The organism is Pantoea sp. C2G6, assembly GCF_051336815.1.
In the GTDB taxonomy this organism is placed as follows: Bacteria; Pseudomonadota; Gammaproteobacteria; order Enterobacterales; family Enterobacteriaceae; genus Pantoea.
Map to the genome: position 1 here is coordinate 89,129 of NZ_JBGMNJ010000008.1, position 18,224 is coordinate 107,352.

20 protein-coding genes are annotated in these 18,224 nt (G+C 58.0%); 12 read left to right on the forward strand and 8 right to left on the reverse strand.

The features are described 5' to 3' along the window. Positions 1-42: 42 nt before the first annotated feature. The 7 genes from rbfA (at position 43) to ACCW71_RS12585 (ending at position 7,330) form a co-directional block, all read left to right on the forward strand. Positions 43-450 carry a 30S ribosome-binding factor RbfA gene (gene rbfA, locus ACCW71_RS12555; RefSeq protein WP_436371990.1) on the forward strand — a complete coding sequence of 136 codons (408 nt, stop codon included), beginning with the start codon at positions 43-45 and terminating at the stop codon, positions 448-450. Then, positions 450-1,394: a tRNA pseudouridine(55) synthase TruB gene (gene truB / locus ACCW71_RS12560; RefSeq protein WP_436371803.1), complete on the forward strand. Its 945-nt coding sequence runs from the start codon at positions 450-452 to the stop codon at positions 1,392-1,394. Before rbfA ends, truB begins: the two co-directional genes overlap by 1 nt. 132 nt (positions 1,395-1,526) lie before the next feature. Then, positions 1,527-1,796, forward strand: a complete 270-nt coding sequence (gene rpsO / locus ACCW71_RS12565) for a 30S ribosomal protein S15 (protein WP_003851063.1) — start codon at positions 1,527-1,529, stop codon at positions 1,794-1,796. Between the two features lie 310 nt (positions 1,797-2,106). Then, positions 2,107-4,242 (forward strand): polyribonucleotide nucleotidyltransferase, encoded by a 2,136-nt coding sequence (gene pnp, locus ACCW71_RS12570; protein WP_436371806.1) that lies wholly within the window; start codon positions 2,107-2,109, stop codon positions 4,240-4,242. A gap of 129 nt (positions 4,243-4,371) precedes the next feature. Further along, on the forward strand, positions 4,372-5,256 hold the full coding sequence (nlpI, locus tag ACCW71_RS12575) for a lipoprotein NlpI (RefSeq protein ID WP_436371808.1): 885 nt from the start codon (positions 4,372-4,374) through the stop codon (positions 5,254-5,256). A 105-nt stretch (positions 5,257-5,361) separates the two neighbouring features. Then, entirely contained in the window at positions 5,362-5,418 is a 57-nt protein-coding gene (gene yrbN / locus ACCW71_RS12580; RefSeq protein ID WP_098053093.1) for a protein YrbN, read from the forward strand. Between the two features lie 16 nt (positions 5,419-5,434). Beyond that, positions 5,435-7,330, forward strand: coding sequence for a DEAD/DEAH family ATP-dependent RNA helicase (locus ACCW71_RS12585; RefSeq protein ID WP_436371810.1), 1,896 nt, complete (start codon positions 5,435-5,437; stop codon positions 7,328-7,330). A 56-nt stretch (positions 7,331-7,386) separates the two neighbouring features. Here ACCW71_RS12585 and ACCW71_RS12590 read toward each other — a convergent pair whose 3' ends face one another. Further along, positions 7,387-8,133: an SDR family NAD(P)-dependent oxidoreductase gene (locus ACCW71_RS12590; RefSeq protein WP_436371812.1), complete on the reverse strand. Its 747-nt coding sequence runs from the start codon at positions 8,131-8,133 to the stop codon at positions 7,387-7,389. Between the two features lie 185 nt (positions 8,134-8,318). On the opposite strand from ACCW71_RS12590, the gene ACCW71_RS12595 reads away from it, so the two are divergent. Then, the gene (locus tag ACCW71_RS12595; protein WP_436371814.1) at positions 8,319-9,197 is read left to right on the forward strand and encodes an AraC family transcriptional regulator N-terminal domain-containing protein; all 879 of its coding nucleotides are present in this window, start codon (positions 8,319-8,321) and stop codon (positions 9,195-9,197) included. Between the two features lie 42 nt (positions 9,198-9,239). On the opposite strand, the gene ACCW71_RS12600 is transcribed toward ACCW71_RS12595, so the two are convergent. From ACCW71_RS12600 to ubiU, 3 genes are all read right to left on the reverse strand, one after another. Further along, positions 9,240-10,250, reverse strand: coding sequence for a luciferase-like monooxygenase (locus ACCW71_RS12600; RefSeq protein ID WP_436371816.1), 1,011 nt, complete (start codon positions 10,248-10,250; stop codon positions 9,240-9,242). Between the two features lie 115 nt (positions 10,251-10,365). Then, positions 10,366-11,244, reverse strand: a complete 879-nt coding sequence (locus ACCW71_RS12605) for a U32 family peptidase (protein WP_436371818.1) — start codon at positions 11,242-11,244, stop codon at positions 10,366-10,368. A 9-nt stretch (positions 11,245-11,253) separates the two neighbouring features. Next, positions 11,254-12,249: a ubiquinone anaerobic biosynthesis protein UbiU gene (gene ubiU, locus ACCW71_RS12610; RefSeq protein ID WP_436371820.1), complete on the reverse strand. Its 996-nt coding sequence runs from the start codon at positions 12,247-12,249 to the stop codon at positions 11,254-11,256. A 205-nt stretch (positions 12,250-12,454) separates the two neighbouring features. On the opposite strand from ubiU, the gene ubiT reads away from it, so the two are divergent. Further along, complete coding sequence (gene ubiT, locus ACCW71_RS12615) at positions 12,455-12,979, forward strand: ubiquinone anaerobic biosynthesis accessory factor UbiT (RefSeq protein WP_436371822.1); 525 nt, start codon at positions 12,455-12,457, stop codon at positions 12,977-12,979. Beyond that, the gene (locus tag ACCW71_RS12620) at positions 12,973-13,479 is read left to right on the forward strand and encodes a GNAT family N-acetyltransferase (RefSeq protein WP_436371824.1); all 507 of its coding nucleotides are present in this window, start codon (positions 12,973-12,975) and stop codon (positions 13,477-13,479) included. Before ubiT ends, ACCW71_RS12620 begins: the two co-directional genes overlap by 7 nt. Here the strand turns inward: ACCW71_RS12620 and ACCW71_RS12625 are convergent. Next, a complete protein-coding gene (locus ACCW71_RS12625) occupies positions 13,463-13,762 on the reverse strand; it encodes a GIY-YIG nuclease family protein (protein WP_436371826.1) in 300 nt (99 codons plus the stop codon). The two genes, ACCW71_RS12620 and ACCW71_RS12625, sit on opposite strands and share 17 nt — an antisense overlap. 77 nt (positions 13,763-13,839) lie before the next feature. On the opposite strand from ACCW71_RS12625, the gene ACCW71_RS12630 reads away from it, so the two are divergent. Next, positions 13,840-14,268: a YhbP family protein gene (locus ACCW71_RS12630; RefSeq protein ID WP_436371827.1), complete on the forward strand. Its 429-nt coding sequence runs from the start codon at positions 13,840-13,842 to the stop codon at positions 14,266-14,268. A gap of 34 nt (positions 14,269-14,302) precedes the next feature. On the opposite strand, the gene ACCW71_RS12635 is transcribed toward ACCW71_RS12630, so the two are convergent. Next, a complete protein-coding gene (locus ACCW71_RS12635) occupies positions 14,303-14,824 on the reverse strand; it encodes a type 1 glutamine amidotransferase domain-containing protein (protein ID WP_436371829.1) in 522 nt (173 codons plus the stop codon). Between the two features lie 145 nt (positions 14,825-14,969). Between ACCW71_RS12635 and ACCW71_RS12640 the strand changes: the two genes are divergently transcribed. Beyond that, positions 14,970-15,605 carry an NAD(P)H-binding protein gene (locus ACCW71_RS12640; protein WP_436371831.1) on the forward strand — a complete coding sequence of 212 codons (636 nt, stop codon included), beginning with the start codon at positions 14,970-14,972 and terminating at the stop codon, positions 15,603-15,605. On the opposite strand, the gene nrdG is transcribed toward ACCW71_RS12640, so the two are convergent. Both nrdG and nrdD read right to left on the reverse strand, forming a co-directional pair. Continuing rightward, positions 15,597-16,061, reverse strand: a complete 465-nt coding sequence (gene nrdG / locus ACCW71_RS12645) for an anaerobic ribonucleoside-triphosphate reductase-activating protein (RefSeq protein ID WP_436371992.1) — start codon at positions 16,059-16,061, stop codon at positions 15,597-15,599. The two genes, ACCW71_RS12640 and nrdG, sit on opposite strands and share 9 nt — an antisense overlap. Continuing rightward, complete coding sequence (nrdD, locus tag ACCW71_RS12650; RefSeq protein WP_436371833.1) at positions 16,061-18,199, reverse strand: anaerobic ribonucleoside-triphosphate reductase; 2,139 nt, start codon at positions 18,197-18,199, stop codon at positions 16,061-16,063. The genes nrdG and nrdD overlap by 1 nt, the downstream gene beginning before the upstream one ends. Positions 18,200-18,224 lie beyond the last annotated feature (25 nt).

Here is an 18,224-nt window from a genome sequence, read left to right on the forward strand (position 1 = left end):
TGGGAGGCCTCTGGCCTCCCGAATTATTTGGGAGAAATAATGATGGCGAAAGAATTTGGTCGCCCGCAGCGCGTGTCACAAGAGCTGCAAAAAGAGATTGCGATGATCCTGCAACGTGAGATCAAAGATCCCCGTCTTGGCATGATGGTCACCGTTTCGGGTGTTGAAGTGTCACGCGATCTTGCTTACGCAAAAGTGTTTGTCACTTTCCTGAATGACAAAGATGAAGACGCGGTGAAACAGGGCCTGAAGGCGCTGAAAGAAGCCTCCGGCTATATCCGCATTCTGCTGGGTAAAGCGATGCGTCTGCGCATCGTGCCGGAGTTGACCTTCTTCTACGACAATTCACTGGTCGAAGGGATGCGCATGTCCAATCTCGTCACCAGCGTCGTGAAAAACGATGCTGAGCGCCGTGGTCCAGACGCCACGGGCGATGACGAGGAGGCGTAATGAGCCGTCCGCGTCGTCGCGGTCGCGACGTCCATGGCGTGTTGCTGCTGGATAAGCCGCAAGGCGTCTCGTCGAATGATGTCCTGCAAAAAGTGAAGCGTATCTTCAACGCCAATCGCGCAGGGCACACTGGCGCGCTGGATCCGCTGGCGACCGGCATGCTGCCGATCTGCCTCGGAGAAGCGACGAAGTTTTCGCAGTACCTGCTGGATTCCGACAAGCGCTACCGGGTGATTGCCCGGCTGGGCGAGCGGACTGACACTTCGGATGCCGATGGCAACGTGGTGCAGACGCGCCCGGTCAGCTTCAGTCAGGCTGAGCTGGATAGCGCGCTGGAGAGCTTCCGTGGCGAAACGCTTCAGGTGCCGTCGATGTTTTCAGCGCTGAAGCATCAGGGGCGTCCGCTCTATGAATATGCGCGTCAGGGCATTGATATTGCGCGCGAACCCCGTCCGATCACCGTCTATGAACTGCAATTTATCCGCTGGCAGGACGATGAGCTGGAGCTGGAAATTCACTGCTCCAAAGGGACCTACATCCGCACCATCATTGATGATCTGGGTGAGAAGCTGGGATGTGGCGCACACGTCATTATGCTGCGTCGCGTACAGGTCGCGCGTTATCCCTTTGAAAGAATGGTGACGCTGGAGCAGCTCAATGCGTTACTGACCGAAGCCAACGAGGCTGGCATCCCGCTGGAAACGCAGCTCGATCCGCTGCTGTTACCGATGGACAGCCCCGCCTCTGACTTCCCGGAAGTGAATATTCCGCCGGCTGTGGCCGCCTTCTTCCGTCAGGGACAACCCGTGCAGGCCGCGCATGCGCCCGCCCAGGGCCTGGTCCGGGTGACGGAAGGGGACGCGGGTAAATTTATCGGCATGGCGGAAGTCGCTGACGATGGTCGCCTGGCGCCGCGTCGTTTAGTGGTCGAGTATCAGGATTAAGTCGCGCACCCCACTTTTCGCTGATGGGGCATTTGCGTTGCTATCGGGCGCAGAGTAGAATAGCGCGGCTTTAAAGCGGGATGCTGAATTAGAGATCGGCACCCATACATTCATTTTTTACTGGAGTTTATTATGTCTCTAAGCGTAGAAGCTAAAGCAGAGATCGTTGCTAAATATGGTCGTGGTGCTAACGACAGCGGTTCAACTGAAGTTCAGGTTGCTCTGCTGACTGCACAGATTACCCATCTGCAGGGTCACTTCTCTGAGCACAAAAAAGACCACCACAGCCGCCGCGGTCTGCTGCGCATGGTATCTCAGCGTCGTAAGCTGCTGGACTACCTGAAGCGTAAAGACGTTGCACGCTACAGCAGCCTGATCGAGAGCCTCGGTCTGCGTCGCTAAGTCTGAAAAATCTGATCGTCGCGGCATGAGGCAGCAGTTTGCACCCTGTACGGCTTACGATCAGATTTGTGCGAGTTTCGTGAAGAGGGGGCCTTTATGGCCCCTTTTTTCGAGCAATCGGCAGCAATCCGGCCCAAACTGATGTATTGTTGCTTAGTGTGATCTTTAGTTTGCAGAATTTCGCGCGGCTAATGAGAGGCTTTACCGCAGGGGCGGTCGAGGGTTGTCATTAGTCGCGAGGATGCAACTGAAGGTTGGTAATTAATGGCGGGCTACAGATAGCTCTGCCCCGAAGTTAAGGACTTTGATTTTGCTGAATCCGATCGTACGCAAATTCCAATATGGTCAACATACCGTCACGCTGGAAACCGGCATGATGGCTCGCCAGGCAACCGCTGCCGTGATGGTGAGCATGGACGACACCGCGGTGTTCGTCACCGTAGTAGGTCAGAAAAAAGCTAAACCTGGTCAGGATTTCTTCCCACTGACCGTCAACTATCAGGAGCGTACCTACGCTGCTGGTCGTATCCCAGGCAGCTTCTTCCGTCGTGAAGGCCGCCCAAGCGAAGGCGAAACCCTGATTGCGCGTCTGATTGACCGCCCGATTCGCCCGTTGTTCCCGGAAGGTTTTGTTAATGAAGTTCAGGTTATCGCCACTGTCGTCTCTGTGAACCCACAGGTTCACCCTGACATCGTTGCGATGATCGGTGCTTCCGCTGCGCTGGCCCTCTCTGGTCTGCCGTTCAATGGCCCAATCGGCTCGGCGCGTGTTGGCTACATCAACGACCAGTACGTCCTGAACCCGACCGCCGATGAGCTGAAACAGTCTCGTCTGGATCTGGTGGTTGCCGGTACGCAGAATGCTGTCCTGATGGTGGAATCTGAAGCTGAGATCCTGTCAGAAGAGCAGATGCTGGGTGCCGTGGTGTTTGGCCACGACCAGCAGCAGGTCGTTATCGAAAACATTAATGCACTGGTTGCCGAAGCGGGCAAATCGCGCTGGGACTGGCAGCCAGAAGCCGCCAACACCGCACTGATCTCTCGCGTCGCTGCCCTGGCAGAAGCGCGCATCAGCGATGCTTACCGCATCACTGACAAGCAGGAGCGTTACACGCAGGTTGGCGTCATCAAAGACGAAACCATTGCCGCGCTGCTGGCGGAAGACGAGACGCTGGATGGCGCAGAAATTGGCGACATCGTTCACAGCCTGGAAAAGAACGTCGTACGTACCCGTATCCTGAACGGTGAGCCACGTATCGACGGTCGTGAAAAAGATATGATCCGCGGCCTGGACGTGCGTACTGGCGTACTGCCACGTACTCACGGTTCTTCTCTGTTCACCCGTGGTGAAACCCAGGCGCTGGTTACTGCCACGCTGGGCACCACCCGTGATGCGCAGAACCTGGATGAGCTGATGGGCGAACGTACCGACAGCTTCCTGTTCCATTACAACTTCCCTCCATACTCTGTCGGCGAAACCGGCATGGTAGGCTCGCCGAAGCGTCGTGAAATTGGTCACGGTCGTCTGGCGAAGCGCGGTGTGTTAGCGGTAATGCCTAAAGCGGAAGAGTTCCCGTACACCGTACGTGTCGTCTCTGAAATCACCGAATCCAACGGCTCCTCTTCAATGGCGTCAGTCTGTGGTGCCTCTCTGGCGCTGATGGACGCGGGCGTGCCAATCAAAGCCGCCGTTGCCGGTATCGCAATGGGTCTGGTGAAAGAAGATGAGAAGTTCGTGGTTCTGTCGGACATCCTCGGCGACGAAGATCACCTGGGCGACATGGACTTTAAAGTAGCCGGTAGCCGTGAAGGTATCACCGCGCTGCAAATGGATATCAAGATCGAAGGTATCACCCGCGAAATTATGCAGGAAGCGCTGAACCAGGCCAAGGGTGCGCGTCTGCACATTCTGGGCGTGATGGAACAGGCTATCAGCACGCCGCGTACCGAGATCTCTGAATTCGCACCACGCATCTACACTATTAAAATCAGCTCTGACAAGATCAAAGATGTGATTGGTAAAGGCGGCTCAGTGATCCGTGCACTGACCGAAGAGACCGGCACAACGATTGAAATCGAAGATGACGGCACGGTGAAAATCGCGGCGACCGATGGTCTGAAAGCGAAAGAAGCGATTCGTCGTATCGAAGAGATCACCGCAGAGATCGAAGTGGGCCGCATTTACAGTGGTAAAGTGACCCGTATCGTTGACTTCGGTGCCTTTGTTGCCATCGGCGGCGGCAAAGAGGGTCTGGTCCACATTTCGCAAATCGCTGACAAGCGCGTTGAGAAAGTGACTGACTATCTACAGATGGGTCAGGAAGTGCCGGTGAAGGTGATGGAAGTCGATCGCCAGGGCCGCGTACGTCTGAGCATCAAAGAAGCGACAGAATCTAAGCCGCAGGCTGAAGAAGCTGCCGCGGTGGCCACGCCTGACGCTGAATAAGTCGTTGTTGATTTGCCCCTCTCTGCCAGGCAGAGAGGGGCGTTTGTATCATCGCGAGGGCGGGAATCCTTGTGCACAGCAGGCGGATGACAGGATGGTTATCCCAATGTTTGTATTCGGGAGTGGGAAATGAAGCCTTTTCTGCGCTGGTGTTTTGTTGCGACAGCTTTGACGCTGGCAGGATGCAGCAACTCCAATTGGCGTAAGAACGAAGTTCTTGCAGTGCCTTTACAGCCCACACTGCAACAGGAAGTGATTCTGGCGCGCATGGAACAAATTCTTGCCAGTCGTGCCCTGACCGATGATGAACGCGCACAGCTGTTATATGAGCGCGGAGTGTTGTATGATAGTTTAGGTCTGCGGGCATTAGCGCGGAACGATTTTTCGCAAGCGCTGTCTATAAGACCAGATATGCCTGAAGTGTTTAACTATTTAGGCATATACTTAACGCAGGCGGGCAACTTTGATGCCGCCTATGAAGCGTTCGATTCTGTACTTGAGCTTGATCCAACTTACAACTATGCGCATTTAAACCGTGGTATCGCCCTCTATTACGGCGGTCGATACAAGTTAGCGCAAGATGATCTGCTGGCGTTTTATCAAGACGATCCTAACGATCCTTTCCGCAGTCTGTGGCTCTATCTCGTTGAACGTGAGATGGATGCCGACAAGGCAAAAGTCGCGCTTCAACAGCGTCACGACAAAGCGGTCAGAGACCAATGGGGATGGAATATTGTCGAGTTCTACCTTGGAGATATCAACGAGAAAACGTTGATGGAAAGTCTCAAGGCGGACGCAACGGATAACACCTCGCTCGCTGAACATCTCAGTGAAACCAACTTCTATTTAGGTAAGTACTACCTAAGTCTGGGGGAGAAGGACGACGCGAAAGCGTTGTTCAAACTGGCGGTGGCCAACAACGTCAATAACTTTGTTGAACACCGATACGCATTGTTGGAACTGGCGCAACTCGGCCAGGCACAAGACGATTTATCAGAATCTGACCAGCAATAGCTGACGAACTTAATTTGCCTGTAAAACCTGTTAAGTCATCATCTTAAAGGATGAAGGCTTTTCTGTTCGTCAAAACTTCTAATTTGAGCCGGTTCACACTTTTTGATGAAAATGACTGAAAGTTTTCACGACGAGTTATGTAGACTGGCCGCCGCAATCTAAGAGGCACGTGTACTACATGACTGATATTCAAACCACTTTTGCTGACCTTGGCCTGAACGCCGACATCCTTGAATCACTGAATGGCATGGGCTACGTTAAGCCATCCCCAATCCAGGCTGAGTGTATTCCTCACCTGCTGGCGGGCCGTGACGTGTTAGGCATGGCGCAGACCGGGAGTGGTAAAACTGCGGCGTTCTCGCTGCCGCTGTTACACAACATTGACCCGACTGTTAAAGCACCGCAAATCCTGGTGCTGGCACCGACCCGCGAACTGGCGGTACAGGTTGCTGAAGCAGTTACCGAATTCTCTAAACATATGCGTGGCCTGAACGTGGTTGCCCTGTACGGCGGCCAGCGTTATGACGTGCAGCTGCGTGCACTGCGTCAGGGACCACAGGTTGTTGTGGGTACGCCTGGCCGTCTGCTTGACCACCTGAAACGCGGCACGTTAGACCTTTCTAACCTGCGCGGCCTGGTGCTGGATGAAGCCGACGAAATGCTGCGTATGGGCTTCATCGAAGACGTTGAAACCATTATGGCGCAGATCCCAGCCGATCATCAGACCGCGCTGTTCTCTGCAACCATGCCGGAAGCGATTCGTCGCATCACCAAACGCTTCATGAAAGATCCACAGGAAGTGCGTATTCAGTCAAGCATGACGACGCGCCCTGACATCAGCCAGAGCTACTGGACCGCTTATGGTCGTAAAACTGACGCGCTGGTTCGCTTCCTGGAAGCAGAAGACTTTGATGCTGCCATCATCTTCGTCCGTACCAAAAACGCGACGATGGAAGTGGCGGAAGCGCTGGAGCGCAGTGGCTACAACAGCGCCGCGCTGAACGGTGACATGAACCAGGCCCTGCGTGAGCAGACGCTGGAGCGCCTGAAAGATGGTCGTCTCGACATCCTGATTGCGACCGACGTTGCGGCCCGTGGCCTGGACGTTGAGCGTATCAGCCTGGTGGTTAACTACGACATTCCAATGGATGCCGAATCTTACGTTCACCGTATCGGCCGTACCGGTCGTGCCGGTCGTGCGGGCCGTGCGCTGCTGTTCGTTGAGAACCGCGAGCGTCGTCTGCTGCGCAACATCGAACGTACCATGAAGCTGACCATCCCTGAAGTTGAGCTGCCTAACGCAGAACTGCTGGGTGAGCGTCGTCTGGCTAAGTTCGCCGCTAAAGTTCAGCAGCAGCTGGAAAGCAGCGATCTGGACCAGTACCGTGGTCTGCTGGCGAAAATGCAGCCAGAAGATGAGATGGATCTGGAAACGCTGGCCGCCGCACTGCTGAAGATGGCACAGGGCGAACGTCCGCTGATCCTGCCACCGGAAGCGCCACGTCCTGCACGTCGCGAATACCGCGATCGTGACGATCGTGATGGCCGTCGTGACAGCCGTGAAGCGCGTGGTTCACGTGAAAGCCGTGATGGCGACCGTCCACGTCGTGAGCGTCGTGACGTTGGCGAAATGCAGCTCTATCGCATTGAAGTGGGTCGCGATGATGGTGTTGAAGTTCGTCATATCGTTGGCGCGATTGCGAACGAAGGCGACATCAGCAGCCGTTACATCGGTAACATCAAGCTGTTCGGTACGCACTCTACTATCGAGCTGCCGAAAGGCATGCCAGGCGATGTGCTTCAGCACTTCACCCGCACCCGTATTCTGAACAAGCCGATGAATATGCAGCTGCTGGGTGATGCACAGCCAAACGAAGGCCGTGGCGATCGTCGTCCAGCCGGTGGTGAGCGTCGTGGTCCTGCGGGTCCGGGCAACCGTGAAGGCGGTCGTCGTTTCTCTTCTGAGCGCCGTGAAGGTGGTCGTGAAGGCGGCGGACGCAGCTTCAACCGTGAAGGCAGCCGTGGTCCACGTCGTGAAGATGGCGCAGCCGCTCCACGTCGTCGTGACGCATAACGACAGCCTGTCGTAATAAAAAAGGGAAGCCATTGGCTTCCCTTTTTTTATGCGTTTCAGGCACCGCCGCTGATGATCACCCGCTCGCCGCTGACCCAGGCGGACTCGTCAGACGCCAGAAACAGCGCCACCTGCGCCACATCTTCCGGCAGACCAAAGCGGCCCAGCGGCGTGGCGGCCAGCAGCTGTGCCTTAAGCTGTGGACTCATCTTCTTCGCGGCCAGTAGCCCCTCCGTCAGAATCATCCCCGGTGCCAGGGCGTTAACCCGGATATTCATTGCGCCCAGCTCACGCGCCAGGCCCTGAGTCAGGGTATCGACCGCCCCTTTTGTTGCCGCCCACAGCACAGAACCTGGGGTACTGTTTTGACTGTTCAGGGCGCTGAGATTAATAATGCAGCCTCCCTGAGCGGGAAAATGGCGAACCGCCTGCTGACACACCATCAGCGTACCGAGCAGGTTGACGTTAATCTGCTGCTGCATCTCTTCTGGCGTCAGCGCCGCAAATTCACCGTGATGAAAACTGCCGGCATTGTTCACCACAATATCGGGGGGACCAAAATGCTGCTGCGTGGTGACAAACAGCCGCTCCACATCACGCAGCCGGGAGACATCCGCCTGCACGGCCACCGCCTCGCTGCCGAGATGGATAATATCGCTGACCACATCAGCCGCGCCCGCCTCATCCTGACGGTAGTTGACCACCACCCGCGCGCCGGCAGCCGCGAAAGCGATAGCAATAGCTGCACCAATGCCTTTTGACGCCCCGGTCACCAGCGCAATTTTATTCTCCAGTGCTTTCATCGTGTTGTTCTCCACCGTCATGATTGCGTCGACAGACTATGCGCGACAGCGGCGAAAAGCGGGTAGCGCAATCCTGCAAGCTTTTTGCACAATCCTGCAAAAGTGGGGTGGCGGGAAAGGCATCCCGCTCCGGGTCAGGTAATATCACCGCGGCAATCAGGTAACGGGTAGCAGGAGAACAGAGCGTGACAGAGAAAGATAAGTGGCAGGCGCTGGCAGAGTTAATCGCCCGTCATGCCCCGCAGGATGGGCGGCATAACAGCGCGATAGAGTGCCTCTTTTTTGGCCGCAGCTCGGCACCGACCCAACCGACACACATTGCCCAATGGGCCAGCTTTGCGCTGGTGGCGCAGGGCGGTAAAGCCCTGCACATCGGCGATGAGGTGCTGCACTATGGGCCGGGCGATCTGCTGCTGGTGACGCTGGATATGCCGGTGCGCTCCTGCGTCACCGCCGCCACGCCGGAAAAGCCCAACCTGGGGATCGGCATCACCATTAATGAATCAAGGCTGATGCGCTATCTCGACCAGTTTCCGCCGGCGCGGTTACCGGTGACGGCACGTAATGAACGCGGTGTCACCGTACATAAGATGTCGCCTCTGCTGGTGGATGCGGTGATCCGGCTGGTGCGGCTGCTCGATCATCCTGAGGATATTGCCGCGCTGGCCCCGCTGATTGAGCAGGAGATTTTCTATCGGCTGCTGACCGGACCGGAAGGGCCGCGCATCCTGAATATGGCGCTGGCCGATCGGCCCGGCAACCGGGTGGCGCAGGCGGCGCGCTGGCTGCGGGAAAACTTTCACCAGCCGCTGAGGATCGAGCAGCTGGCCAGCAGCGTTGGCATGAGCACCTCTTCCCTGCATCACCATTTTAAAGCGGTGACGGCGATGACACCGATGCAGTATCAGAAACAGCTACGGCTGAATGAGGCGCGACGGCTGATGAGGGTGGAAAAGCTTGATGCGGGAACGGCGGGCTACCGGGTTGGCTATCAGAGCGCCTCCCAGTTCAGTCGGGAATATCGGCGGTTTTACGGCCAGCCGCCAGCGCGCGATTGCGGTTAACAGGCGGTGAGCGCCACGCTGATGCGCTCACCGCGGCAGGGCTTAAAGGCTGCGGGCCGCCTCCATCGCAATGGCAAACGAACGCAGACGCGCCTCACAGTCAAAGATCTGACCATTGACCATGATCTCATCCGCCTGGGTTTCACGCATCAGCGAAGCCAGACCGTGACGCACTTTGTCACCATCACCCACCAGTGACATGCTCAGCGCCTGCTGCACGCCATACTGCTCGGAAGGCGACCAGAGGTTATCCATGTTCTCAACCGGTGCCGGTAGCGGGCCTGGTTTGCCGCGGCGCAGGTTAATGAACTGCTGCTGCTGCGAGGTAAACAGGAAGCGCGCGTCGCGTTCATTATCAGCGGCGACCACGTTGATGCAGACCATAGCGTAAGGCTTGTCGAGACGCGCTGAAGGCTGGAAGTTCTCGCGGTAGACATGCAGCGCCTGAAACAGCTGGTCGGGGGCGAAATGGGAGGCGAAAGCAAACGGCAGGCCCATTTTAGCCGACAGCTGCGCGCTGTAGAGGCTGGAGCCCAGCAGCCAGACCGGAATCTTCAGACCGACGCCCGGCACCGGCTGAACCGGCAGTTGTTCACCCGCTTCAGCATCGAACCAGTTAATCAGTTCGGCCACATCTTCCGGGAAGGTGTCAGCATGCAGGCTGGAGAGATGACGGCGCAGCGCCATCATCGTGCGCTGATCCGAGCCAGGCGCGCGACCCAGACCCAGGTCGATACGACCGGGATAGAGGGAGGCCAGAGTGCCAAACTGCTCGGCAATCACCAGCGGCGCATGGTTGGGCAACATAATGCCGCCGGAGCCGAGTTGCAGGGTCTCGGTGTTTGCCGCCAGATAGCCAATCAGCACCGCGGTGGCGGCGCTGGCGATGCCCGTCATGTTGTGATGTTCTGCCAGCCAGTAGCGTTGATAGCCCAGTTTTTCAGCCTGACGCGCCAGCGCCAGTGAATTATGGAACGCATTGCGTGCGGTCGCGCCCTGTGGGATCGGCGCGAGATCCAGCACGGACAGGCGAAGAGGTTTTTTATCAGACATGACTACTCCCGTTATATGGCGCAGGCGGGAAATCCTGCACCATTTAGTATTACGCATCATGTCTGATATTAAAACTGCTAACCTCGGCAGGGTATAGCCGGTATGTGCTTTCTGTTCAGGATGCCAGCGTCATCCCTGCCAGTTTGCGCCAGTAGCCGTTACAATCGTTGCCTTTCGCCACCATAAGCGGAGCCTGACCGTTTTCATTGGCGCGGAAGCGGTCGATCTCATCCAGCGTCGCGCTATCCTGCGGCGAGAGACGTACGCAATCGACCCAGTCACGCATGCCCGCCAGATCGTTACCGAGGTTGTAGCAGTAGCCGCTCATGGTCTGAATACCGTTCAGCACGAACACCTGCTGACCCTCCTGGGAGGTGACGCGGCGGCCGGTGGGATAGTTGATGCAGCAGGTTTCGCAATCATCTTTCGCCCGGTTTTCAGAGCGCGCGGTAAAGCAGCGCGCCGAGAGCGCCAGCGGCAGATGGCCGTAACCCAGCACTTCCGCCTCAAACTGCTGGCGGATACCGCGCGTTTCGCACTGCTGCAACAGCTGCAACAGCCAGTCACGCGACATCTCAACCGGCATACACCAGCGCGTCATGCCCTCTTTCACCAGCAGTTGCAGCGTATCCGCGTTATAGACATTCAGCGTAGGGCCAGCGACAAACGGCAGATGACGCTCAGCCGCCATGTTGACCGTGCCGAAGTCATTGGCTTCAATCAGAAACTCACCGTTCTCCACGTAGCGTTGCAGCTCTTTCAGCTCAGACGGCGACTGCAACAGCGCCAGCGTGCTCAGCACCACCTGTTTGCCGCTGGCCGCCACTTCACGCGCCAGCGCCATCCAGCGGGCGTAGGGGGTGGCGCGGCGTTTACTGCATACCGCTTCGCCGAGATAGATAATATCCGCACTGCTGCGGGCGGCCTGCTGATAGAACGCTTCCAGCGTGTCCGTTGGCCAGTACCAGAGCACCGGCCCAAGGGCATATTTCATCATCACTCCTTATTGCCATTCACGGTGATAGGCACCCAGCGTGGTTTGCGTGCCTTCCGAGAGATCGCCCAGCGTCCGCATCCACTGAGGCGCAACCTCAAACTGTTCCGGCTGCGCCTTGCAGCGGTCAATCGCCTGCCGCCAGACGCGCGCCACGTCAGCCACATAGGCGGGACTGCGCTGACGACCTTCGATTTTTACCGAGGCGATGCCCGCCCGCAGCAGTTCCGGCAGCAGCTCCAGCGTATTCAGGCTGGTGGGCTCTTCCAGCACGTGATAACGCTGATCGTCAACCTCATAGCGCCCTTTGCATAACGTCGGATAGCCCGCGCTTTCATCGGGGGCGTAGCGATCGATCAGCACTTCATTCAGGCGTGACTCCATGCCTTGCGGCGTCTGCTGCCAGCGCACAAACTTCGCCGGTGAGCAGGCACCCGCGCTGTTGGGCGATTCGCCGGTCAGCCAGGAGGAGAGATAGCAGCGGCCTTCCGCCATAATGCAGAGGCTGCCAAAGGCGAACACCTCCAGCGGCACCGGGCTGGTGCGCGCCAGCTGCTTCACCTGATGAATCGACAGTACGCGCGGCAGCACCACGCGCTGGAGATCGAAGTGGCGGTGATAAAAGCGAATCGCCTCGAGATTGGTCGCCGAGGCCTGCACCGACAGATGGCGCTCAACCTGGGGATAGCGCGTGGCGGCATACTCCAGCGTGGCGATGTCCGCCAGGATCAGCGCGTCGGCACCGTTTTGCGCCGCCACGTCGATCGCCCGCTGCCAGCGTCCCATGCCATCGGGATGAGCAAAGGTGTTGATGGCCACATGCAGTTTGCGGCGATGCTGGTGCAGATAGCGCGCCGCTTCCGCCAGTTTTTTATCGGTAAAGTTCAGCCCGGCGAAGTGGCGGGCGTTGGTGTCATCTTTCAGTCCCACATACACCGCATCCGCACCATTTTCGACGGCGGTACGAACGGCGGGTAGATTTCCTGCCGGACAAAGCAGTTCCATAGGTGATCCTCTCGACATGCAGATGGGCGTCGAGTCTAGGCATCTGACCTGAGTAGTGTGTTGATTTGAGGCAGTGAAATTCAAAATCAGCGGGGCGGGAGGCACTTTTTTTCCGCTGCCGACCGGGGTTTTTCTTGATCTCAGAGACGGCGCGCAGAAACGGATATGGCAAAATAGATAAAATTTCCCCAAGAGAGTAAAGAAAGTGTTAGAGCGGATCCATGCCCATTTTGTGAAAAATGCTCCTAAATTCTTAGGCTTACCTTCAGCGCTTGTTCCTTTCCCGCTTAAGCAGCGGGTTCTGCAACCGCTGCTGAACTGGCAATTTCGCGATGCTTTGGCTGAAGGTGAGTTAGACTTTCTGGACGGACGCTTGCTGGGTATCGACATTGCCGATCTCAATCTGCGATGGATAACCACGATGCAGGATGGCCGACTGGCGGTATTGCAACAGGGCGAAGCCGATGTCTGGTTTCGCGGCAATGCCAATGATTTGTTGCTGGTGGCAGCACGCAAAGCAGATCCCGATATGCTGTTCTTTCAGCGCCGGCTGGTGATTGAAGGTGACACTGAACTGGGACTTGAGGTGAAGAACGTAATGGATGCTATTGAACCCGAGGCTATGCCCACCGCGTTACGCACGGCCATTGAGCAGATGGCCGCATTTGTTGAAGCCGGAATGAAACAGGACGCGAAGACCGCACAGGCGCGCGCAGGTGCCGCATGTTGATCCGTAGTGAAATTGGGGTGGATGCCGCCGGCATCGACGCGCTGCTCAGACGCTGCTTCAGTAGCTCAGCCGAGGCTGAACTGACCCAGGCGCTGCGCGAAGATGGCCTGCTCACGCTGGGCGTGGTCGCCACCGATGATGAGGGACAGGTGCTGGGTTACGCGGCATTCAGTCCGGTCAGCGTCCAGGGTGAAGATCGCGGCTGGGTCGGTCTGGCACCGCTGGCGGTTGACGAGAGCCTGCGCGGTCAGGGGATTGCCAGCAAGCTGATTTATGAAGGTCTGGATACGCTGAATGAGTTTGGCTACAGCGCGGTGGTGGTGCTGGGCGATCCGGCGCTCTATAACCGTTTCGGCTTTGAACCGGCAGCCCGCTACGGCCTGCACTGCCGCTGGCCAGGCACAGAGGCGACGTTCCAGGTTTACCGTCTGGCGGATAACGCCTTTGACGGTGCGGAAGGGCAGATCGACTACGCCGAGCCTTTTAATCGTCAGCCTTAACCGGCACGCCGAACCAGCTCTCCAGGTCAGGCGGCTGATTCGCCACTAACAGCAGCTTCTGCTGGCGGGTCAGCTGCTTAACCTGATACTCCAGTCGGGAAGCAGTGGCGCGATCGCCCGCCTCACAGTGAAACACCAGATCCAGCGGGCCTTTACCGCGCAGCGCGCGCGCACCACGGCCACACTGGTGCTGTTCGACCCGGCGCGCCACGTCGGTGGTGATGCCGGTATAGAGGCTCCCTTTCGCGGTGCGGACCATGTAGAGTTGCCAGCGCTGACTCATCGTCATCATTTCTCAAAATAAGGTGCCGGGCAGTGTAGCGCGCTTCACTCTCCGGTGCACACTGCCAGGAGTTCACCTTGTCCGATCACGCCCATCTGGTTCGCTACCTCAGAAAACAGCATGTCCTTTCACTCTGTTCTGCCGCTGGCGATCAGCTGTGGTGCGCTAACTGCTACTACGTCTTTGATGAGGCGCGCATGGTCTTCTGGATCATGACCGAGCCGGAGACCCGTCACGGCACGCTGATGATGCAGAACCCGCAGGTGGCGGGCACGGTGAACGGGCAGCCGAGAACCGTGTTGCTGATCAAAGGGGTGCAGTATCGTGGTCGTATCAGCCGGCTGGATGAGGAGACCGAAACGGTGGCCAGAGCCGCCTATCAGAAACGTTTTCCGGTTTCGCGCAAAGTCTCTGCGCCGCTGTGGGAGATTGTGCTGGATGAGGTGAAGATGACCGATAATGCGCTGGGATTCGGCAAAAAAATTGCCTGGCAGCGGGAAGAGTAAAACGCCCTTTTCAGCGGAAAAGGGCGTGACCGTTCTACAGCGCTTCGAGGATCCGCAGGGATTCGCGGTTAAAGGCGGGTAAATCGGCTGGGGTACGGCTGGTCACCAGCTTGTCGTTGTCGACCACCACTTCTTCATCATGGAAGTCGGCACCGGCGTTAATCAGGTCAACGGCAACCGCCTTCACGGTGGTCATCTTGCGACCGCGCACGCCGTTAGCGCTGATCAGCAGCTGAGGGCCGTGGCAGATGGCGAAAATCGGCTTGCCGCTGGCGACAAACTCTTTGGTAAAGGCGACAAAGCGATCGTCGCCGCGCAGCGCGTCGGGCGAGTGGCCGCCAGGCAGCAGCAGAGCGTCAAATTCAGCCGGACTGACGTCGTCAATGCTGCGATCGATAGTCACTTCCGCTTCGCCTTGTTTCCCTTTAATGGTATTCCCGGCCTGTTTCTCAATGGTGACCACCTCAAAACCAGCGCGTTTGTAGACTTCGGCGGGTGAGGTAAATTCTGAGTCTTCAAATTCATGGGTAATCAAAACCGCAACTTTCTTGCTCATTTTTTTTCCTCCTTAATCGTGTGGAGCGCGAGAAGCGCTTTCCGGTAACGACTTAAGCCTGGTCGCTCAGGGTGAGAACGCAAGCCAGCCCGCGAAGATCAGCTATCTTTTAAGCTGTCAGCAGTGAAATAAGGACGAATCTGAGATGAATCGCGTATTACTGACCGGTGCCACCGGTTTAGTCGGGTCGCATCTGCTGCGCTTACTGGTTGAGGATCCGCGCGTCGATGAGATCATCGCGCCCACCCGGCGGCCACTGCCCGCGATGCAGAAAGTGGTCAATCTGGTTGAAGCCGATCTCACCGATGTGCTCGGGCCGCTGGAGAGTTCGCTGGATACGGTGTTCTGCTGCCTCGGCACCACGCGCCAGCAGGCGGGCAGTAAACAGGCCTTTATCCATGTCGATTACACCCTGGTGGTGGACAGCGGGTTATGCGGATTACGTCTCGGGGCGAAGCAGATGCTGGTGGTGAGCGCCCACGGCGCGAATCGCCACTCACCGTTTTTCTATAATCGCGTCAAAGGCGAAATGGAGAACGCGCTGCGTCATCAGGGCTGGCCGCGTCTGACGCTGGTGCGGCCTTCACTGCTGCTGGGCGAGCGGACGCAGACGCGCCGGGGTGAGAGTCTGGCGGGTCCGCTGTTCTCCCTGCTGCCGGGTAACTGGCGGGCCGTGACGGCGCAGGATGTGGCGCGCTGTCTGCATCAGCAGGCTTTCACACCAGGCGGCGAGCGCGTCACACTTATTGAGTCGGGCGAGATCCCGCGTCACTCAGCGTAGCTGCCAGATCACCTGGTTACGGCTGCCGCGCCAGGGCAGCGTGGCATCCTTCTCCTCTTCGACAAAGCGGCCATCAATCAGCACGTTGATATAGTCCAGTACGTCGCGCTGCGCCGCGTTCAGCTCCTGCATCCGGTAGCCGGTCCAGAGCCAGATGTCCTTGTCAGCGCACTCCTGTCGCACCCGCTTCACCAGACGGCGAATGTGCGGCACGTTATGCGGATGCAGCGGATCGCCGCCGCTCAGCGACAACCCCTGGCGCGGAATGCGCCTGTCCTTCAGGTCCGCCAGCAGCTGCTCCTCCATCGCCAGGGTAAAGGGCACACCGGAGTCGATCCGCCAGGTGCTCTGGTTGTAGCAGCCGCGACACTGATGCTCGCAGCCAGCGACAAACAGCGTACAGCGGGTGCCGGGTCCATTGACAATATCCACATCGTAGTAGCGATGGATATGCATCATCCCAGCGGCCCCTCCGCCAGATGTTTGACACGACGCTGCACTTCCTGCTGTTTACCGGCGTTAAACGGCCGCGCATCCGGGCTGCCCAGATAGCCGCAGACCCGCCGGGTAACGGAGACGCGCGCCGGATCGTGGTTGCCGCAGTTCGGGCAGGTAAAGCCGCGACTGGTGCAGGTGAACTCGCCGTTAAAGCCACACTCGTAGCACTCATCAATCGGTGTGTTGGTGCCGTAGTAGGGCACGCGGTCGTAGCTGTAATCCCAGACATCCTCCAGCGCCCTGAGGTTGTGCTGCACGTTCGGGTATTCGCCGTAACAGATGAATCCGCCATTCGCCAGCGGCGGATAGGGCGCTTCAAAGTCGATTTTGTCGTAGGGATTGACCTTCTTCTCGACGTCGAGGTGGAAGCTGTTGGTGTAGTAGCCCTTGTCGGTGACGCCCGGCACCACGCCAAACTGCGCCGCATCAAGCCGGCAGAAGCGATCGCACAGGTTTTCGCTCGGCGTGCTGTAGAGGCTGAAGCCGTAGCCGGTTTCCGCTTTCCAGCGTTCGGTGGCGTCACGCATAAAGGCAACAATTTCCACCCCTTTAGCGCGCAGCGCCGCGTCATCATAAGGATGGGCGTGACCGCCGCTCAGCGCGTTCAGGGTCTCATGCAGGCCGATATAGCCCAGCGACAGTGACGCCCGGCCATTACGGAAGATCGGTCCAATCTCATCATCGGCGTTCAGCCGCACGCCGCACGCGCCTTCCATATAGAGAATCGGCGCGACGCGCGCTTTGGTTTTCTCCAGCCGCGCCACGCGGGTCATCAGCGCCCGCTTAGCCAGCAGCAGACGGGCGTCAAGCAGTTGCCAGAAGCGCGCTTCATCACCGGCCGCTTCCAGCGCGATGCGCGGCAGATTGAGGCTGATCACCCCAATGTTGTTGCGGCCTTCGTGGATCTGCTCGCCGTTCTCCTCATAGACGCCGAGGAAGCTGCGGCAGCCCATCGGCGTTTTAAACGAGCCAGTAACTTTAACCACCTGATCGTAGTTGAGAATATCGGGATACATCCGCTTGCTGGCACACTCCAGCGCCAGCTGCTTGATGTCGTAGTTGACGTCACCCGCCCGGCGGTTGACCCCTTCCCGGATGCTGAACACCAGTTTCGGGAACACCGCGGTTTTACGGTTTTTGCCCAGCCCCGCCAGCCGGTTACGCAGAATCGACTGCTGAATCAGCCGCGCCGCCCAGTCGGTGCCCAGTCCAAAGCCAAAGGTGACAAACGGCGTCTGGCCGTTGGCGGTGTGCAGGGTATTCACCTCATACTCCAGCGACTGGAAGGCGTCGTAGCACTCTTTCTCCGTACGCTGGCGCGCATACTGCTCCGCCTGCGGAATCTGCCACTCTTCCGCAATCGCCACATGGCGGGCGTAGCTCTGCTCCACAAAGGGAGCCAGCACCTCATCGATGCGGTTAATGGTGGTGCCGCCATAAATGTGGCTGGCGACCTGAGCGATGATCTGCGCCGTTACCGCGGTGGCGGTAGCGATCGACTTCGGCGGCTCGATCTCGGCGTTGCCCATTTTGAAGCCGTTGGTCAGCATGCCTTTCAGATCGATCAGCATGCAGTTGAACATCGGGAAGAAGGGGGAGTAGTCGAGATCGTGATAGTGGATCTCACCGCGTTCATGGGCCAGCACCACATCACGCGGCAGGATCTGCTGCTGGGCGTAGTGCTTCGCCACGATCCCGGCCAGCAGATCGCGCTGGGTCGGGATCACTTTGCTGTCTTTGTTGGCGTTTTCATTCAGCAGCGCGGCGTTGGTCTGATCGACCAGCCCGCGAATGGCGTGATGTAACTGGCTCTGACGGTCGCGCGCGACATCACGATCGTGGCGGTATTCAATGTAGGCGCGTGCCAGTTGCGGGTAGGGGCCCGCCATCAGCGTCTCTTCGACCGCGCACTGGATCTCACGGATCTCCACTTCCGGGCGGTCAGCCAGCTGCGCGGCGACGCGCCGGGCGACCTGTGCACACCAGGCCGCATCCTCGATGCTGGCCGCCTGCGCCGCCGCTGCTACGGCCTGCTGAATACGCTCCGCGTCAAAGCCTGTGCGGCACCCGTCACGCTTGATTACCACCGTCGCCATTTCTCTCTCCATAAACTACATATAG

Excerpts from the sequence above, each read along its gene's own strand:
- rbfA (WP_436371990.1), top strand. The coding sequence starts at position 43 with ATGGCGAAAGAATTTGGTCGCCCGCAGCGCGTGTCACAAGAGCTGCAA.
- truB (WP_436371803.1), top strand. The coding sequence starts at position 450 with ATGAGCCGTCCGCGTCGTCGCGGTCGCGACGTCCATGGCGTGTTGCTG.
- rpsO (WP_003851063.1), top strand. The coding sequence starts at position 1,527 with ATGTCTCTAAGCGTAGAAGCTAAAGCAGAGATCGTTGCTAAATATGGT.
- nlpI (WP_436371808.1), top strand. The coding sequence starts at position 4,372 with ATGAAGCCTTTTCTGCGCTGGTGTTTTGTTGCGACAGCTTTGACGCTG.
- ACCW71_RS12585 (WP_436371810.1), top strand. The coding sequence starts at position 5,435 with ATGACTGATATTCAAACCACTTTTGCTGACCTTGGCCTGAACGCCGAC.
- ACCW71_RS12590 (WP_436371812.1), bottom strand. The coding sequence starts at position 8,133 with ATGAAAGCACTGGAGAATAAAATTGCGCTGGTGACCGGGGCGTCAAAA.
- ACCW71_RS12600 (WP_436371816.1), bottom strand. The coding sequence starts at position 10,250 with ATGTCTGATAAAAAACCTCTTCGCCTGTCCGTGCTGGATCTCGCGCCG.
- ACCW71_RS12605 (WP_436371818.1), bottom strand. The coding sequence starts at position 11,244 with ATGAAATATGCCCTTGGGCCGGTGCTCTGGTACTGGCCAACGGACACG.
- ubiU (WP_436371820.1), bottom strand. The coding sequence starts at position 12,249 with ATGGAACTGCTTTGTCCGGCAGGAAATCTACCCGCCGTTCGTACCGCC.
- ACCW71_RS12620 (WP_436371824.1), top strand. The coding sequence starts at position 12,973 with ATGTTGATCCGTAGTGAAATTGGGGTGGATGCCGCCGGCATCGACGCG.
- ACCW71_RS12625 (WP_436371826.1), bottom strand. The coding sequence starts at position 13,762 with ATGAGTCAGCGCTGGCAACTCTACATGGTCCGCACCGCGAAAGGGAGC.
- ACCW71_RS12635 (WP_436371829.1), bottom strand. The coding sequence starts at position 14,824 with ATGAGCAAGAAAGTTGCGGTTTTGATTACCCATGAATTTGAAGACTCA.
- ACCW71_RS12640 (WP_436371831.1), top strand. The coding sequence starts at position 14,970 with ATGAATCGCGTATTACTGACCGGTGCCACCGGTTTAGTCGGGTCGCAT.
- nrdG (WP_436371992.1), bottom strand. The coding sequence starts at position 16,061 with ATGCATATCCATCGCTACTACGATGTGGATATTGTCAATGGACCCGGC.
- nrdD (WP_436371833.1), bottom strand. The coding sequence starts at position 18,199 with ATGGCGACGGTGGTAATCAAGCGTGACGGGTGCCGCACAGGCTTTGAC.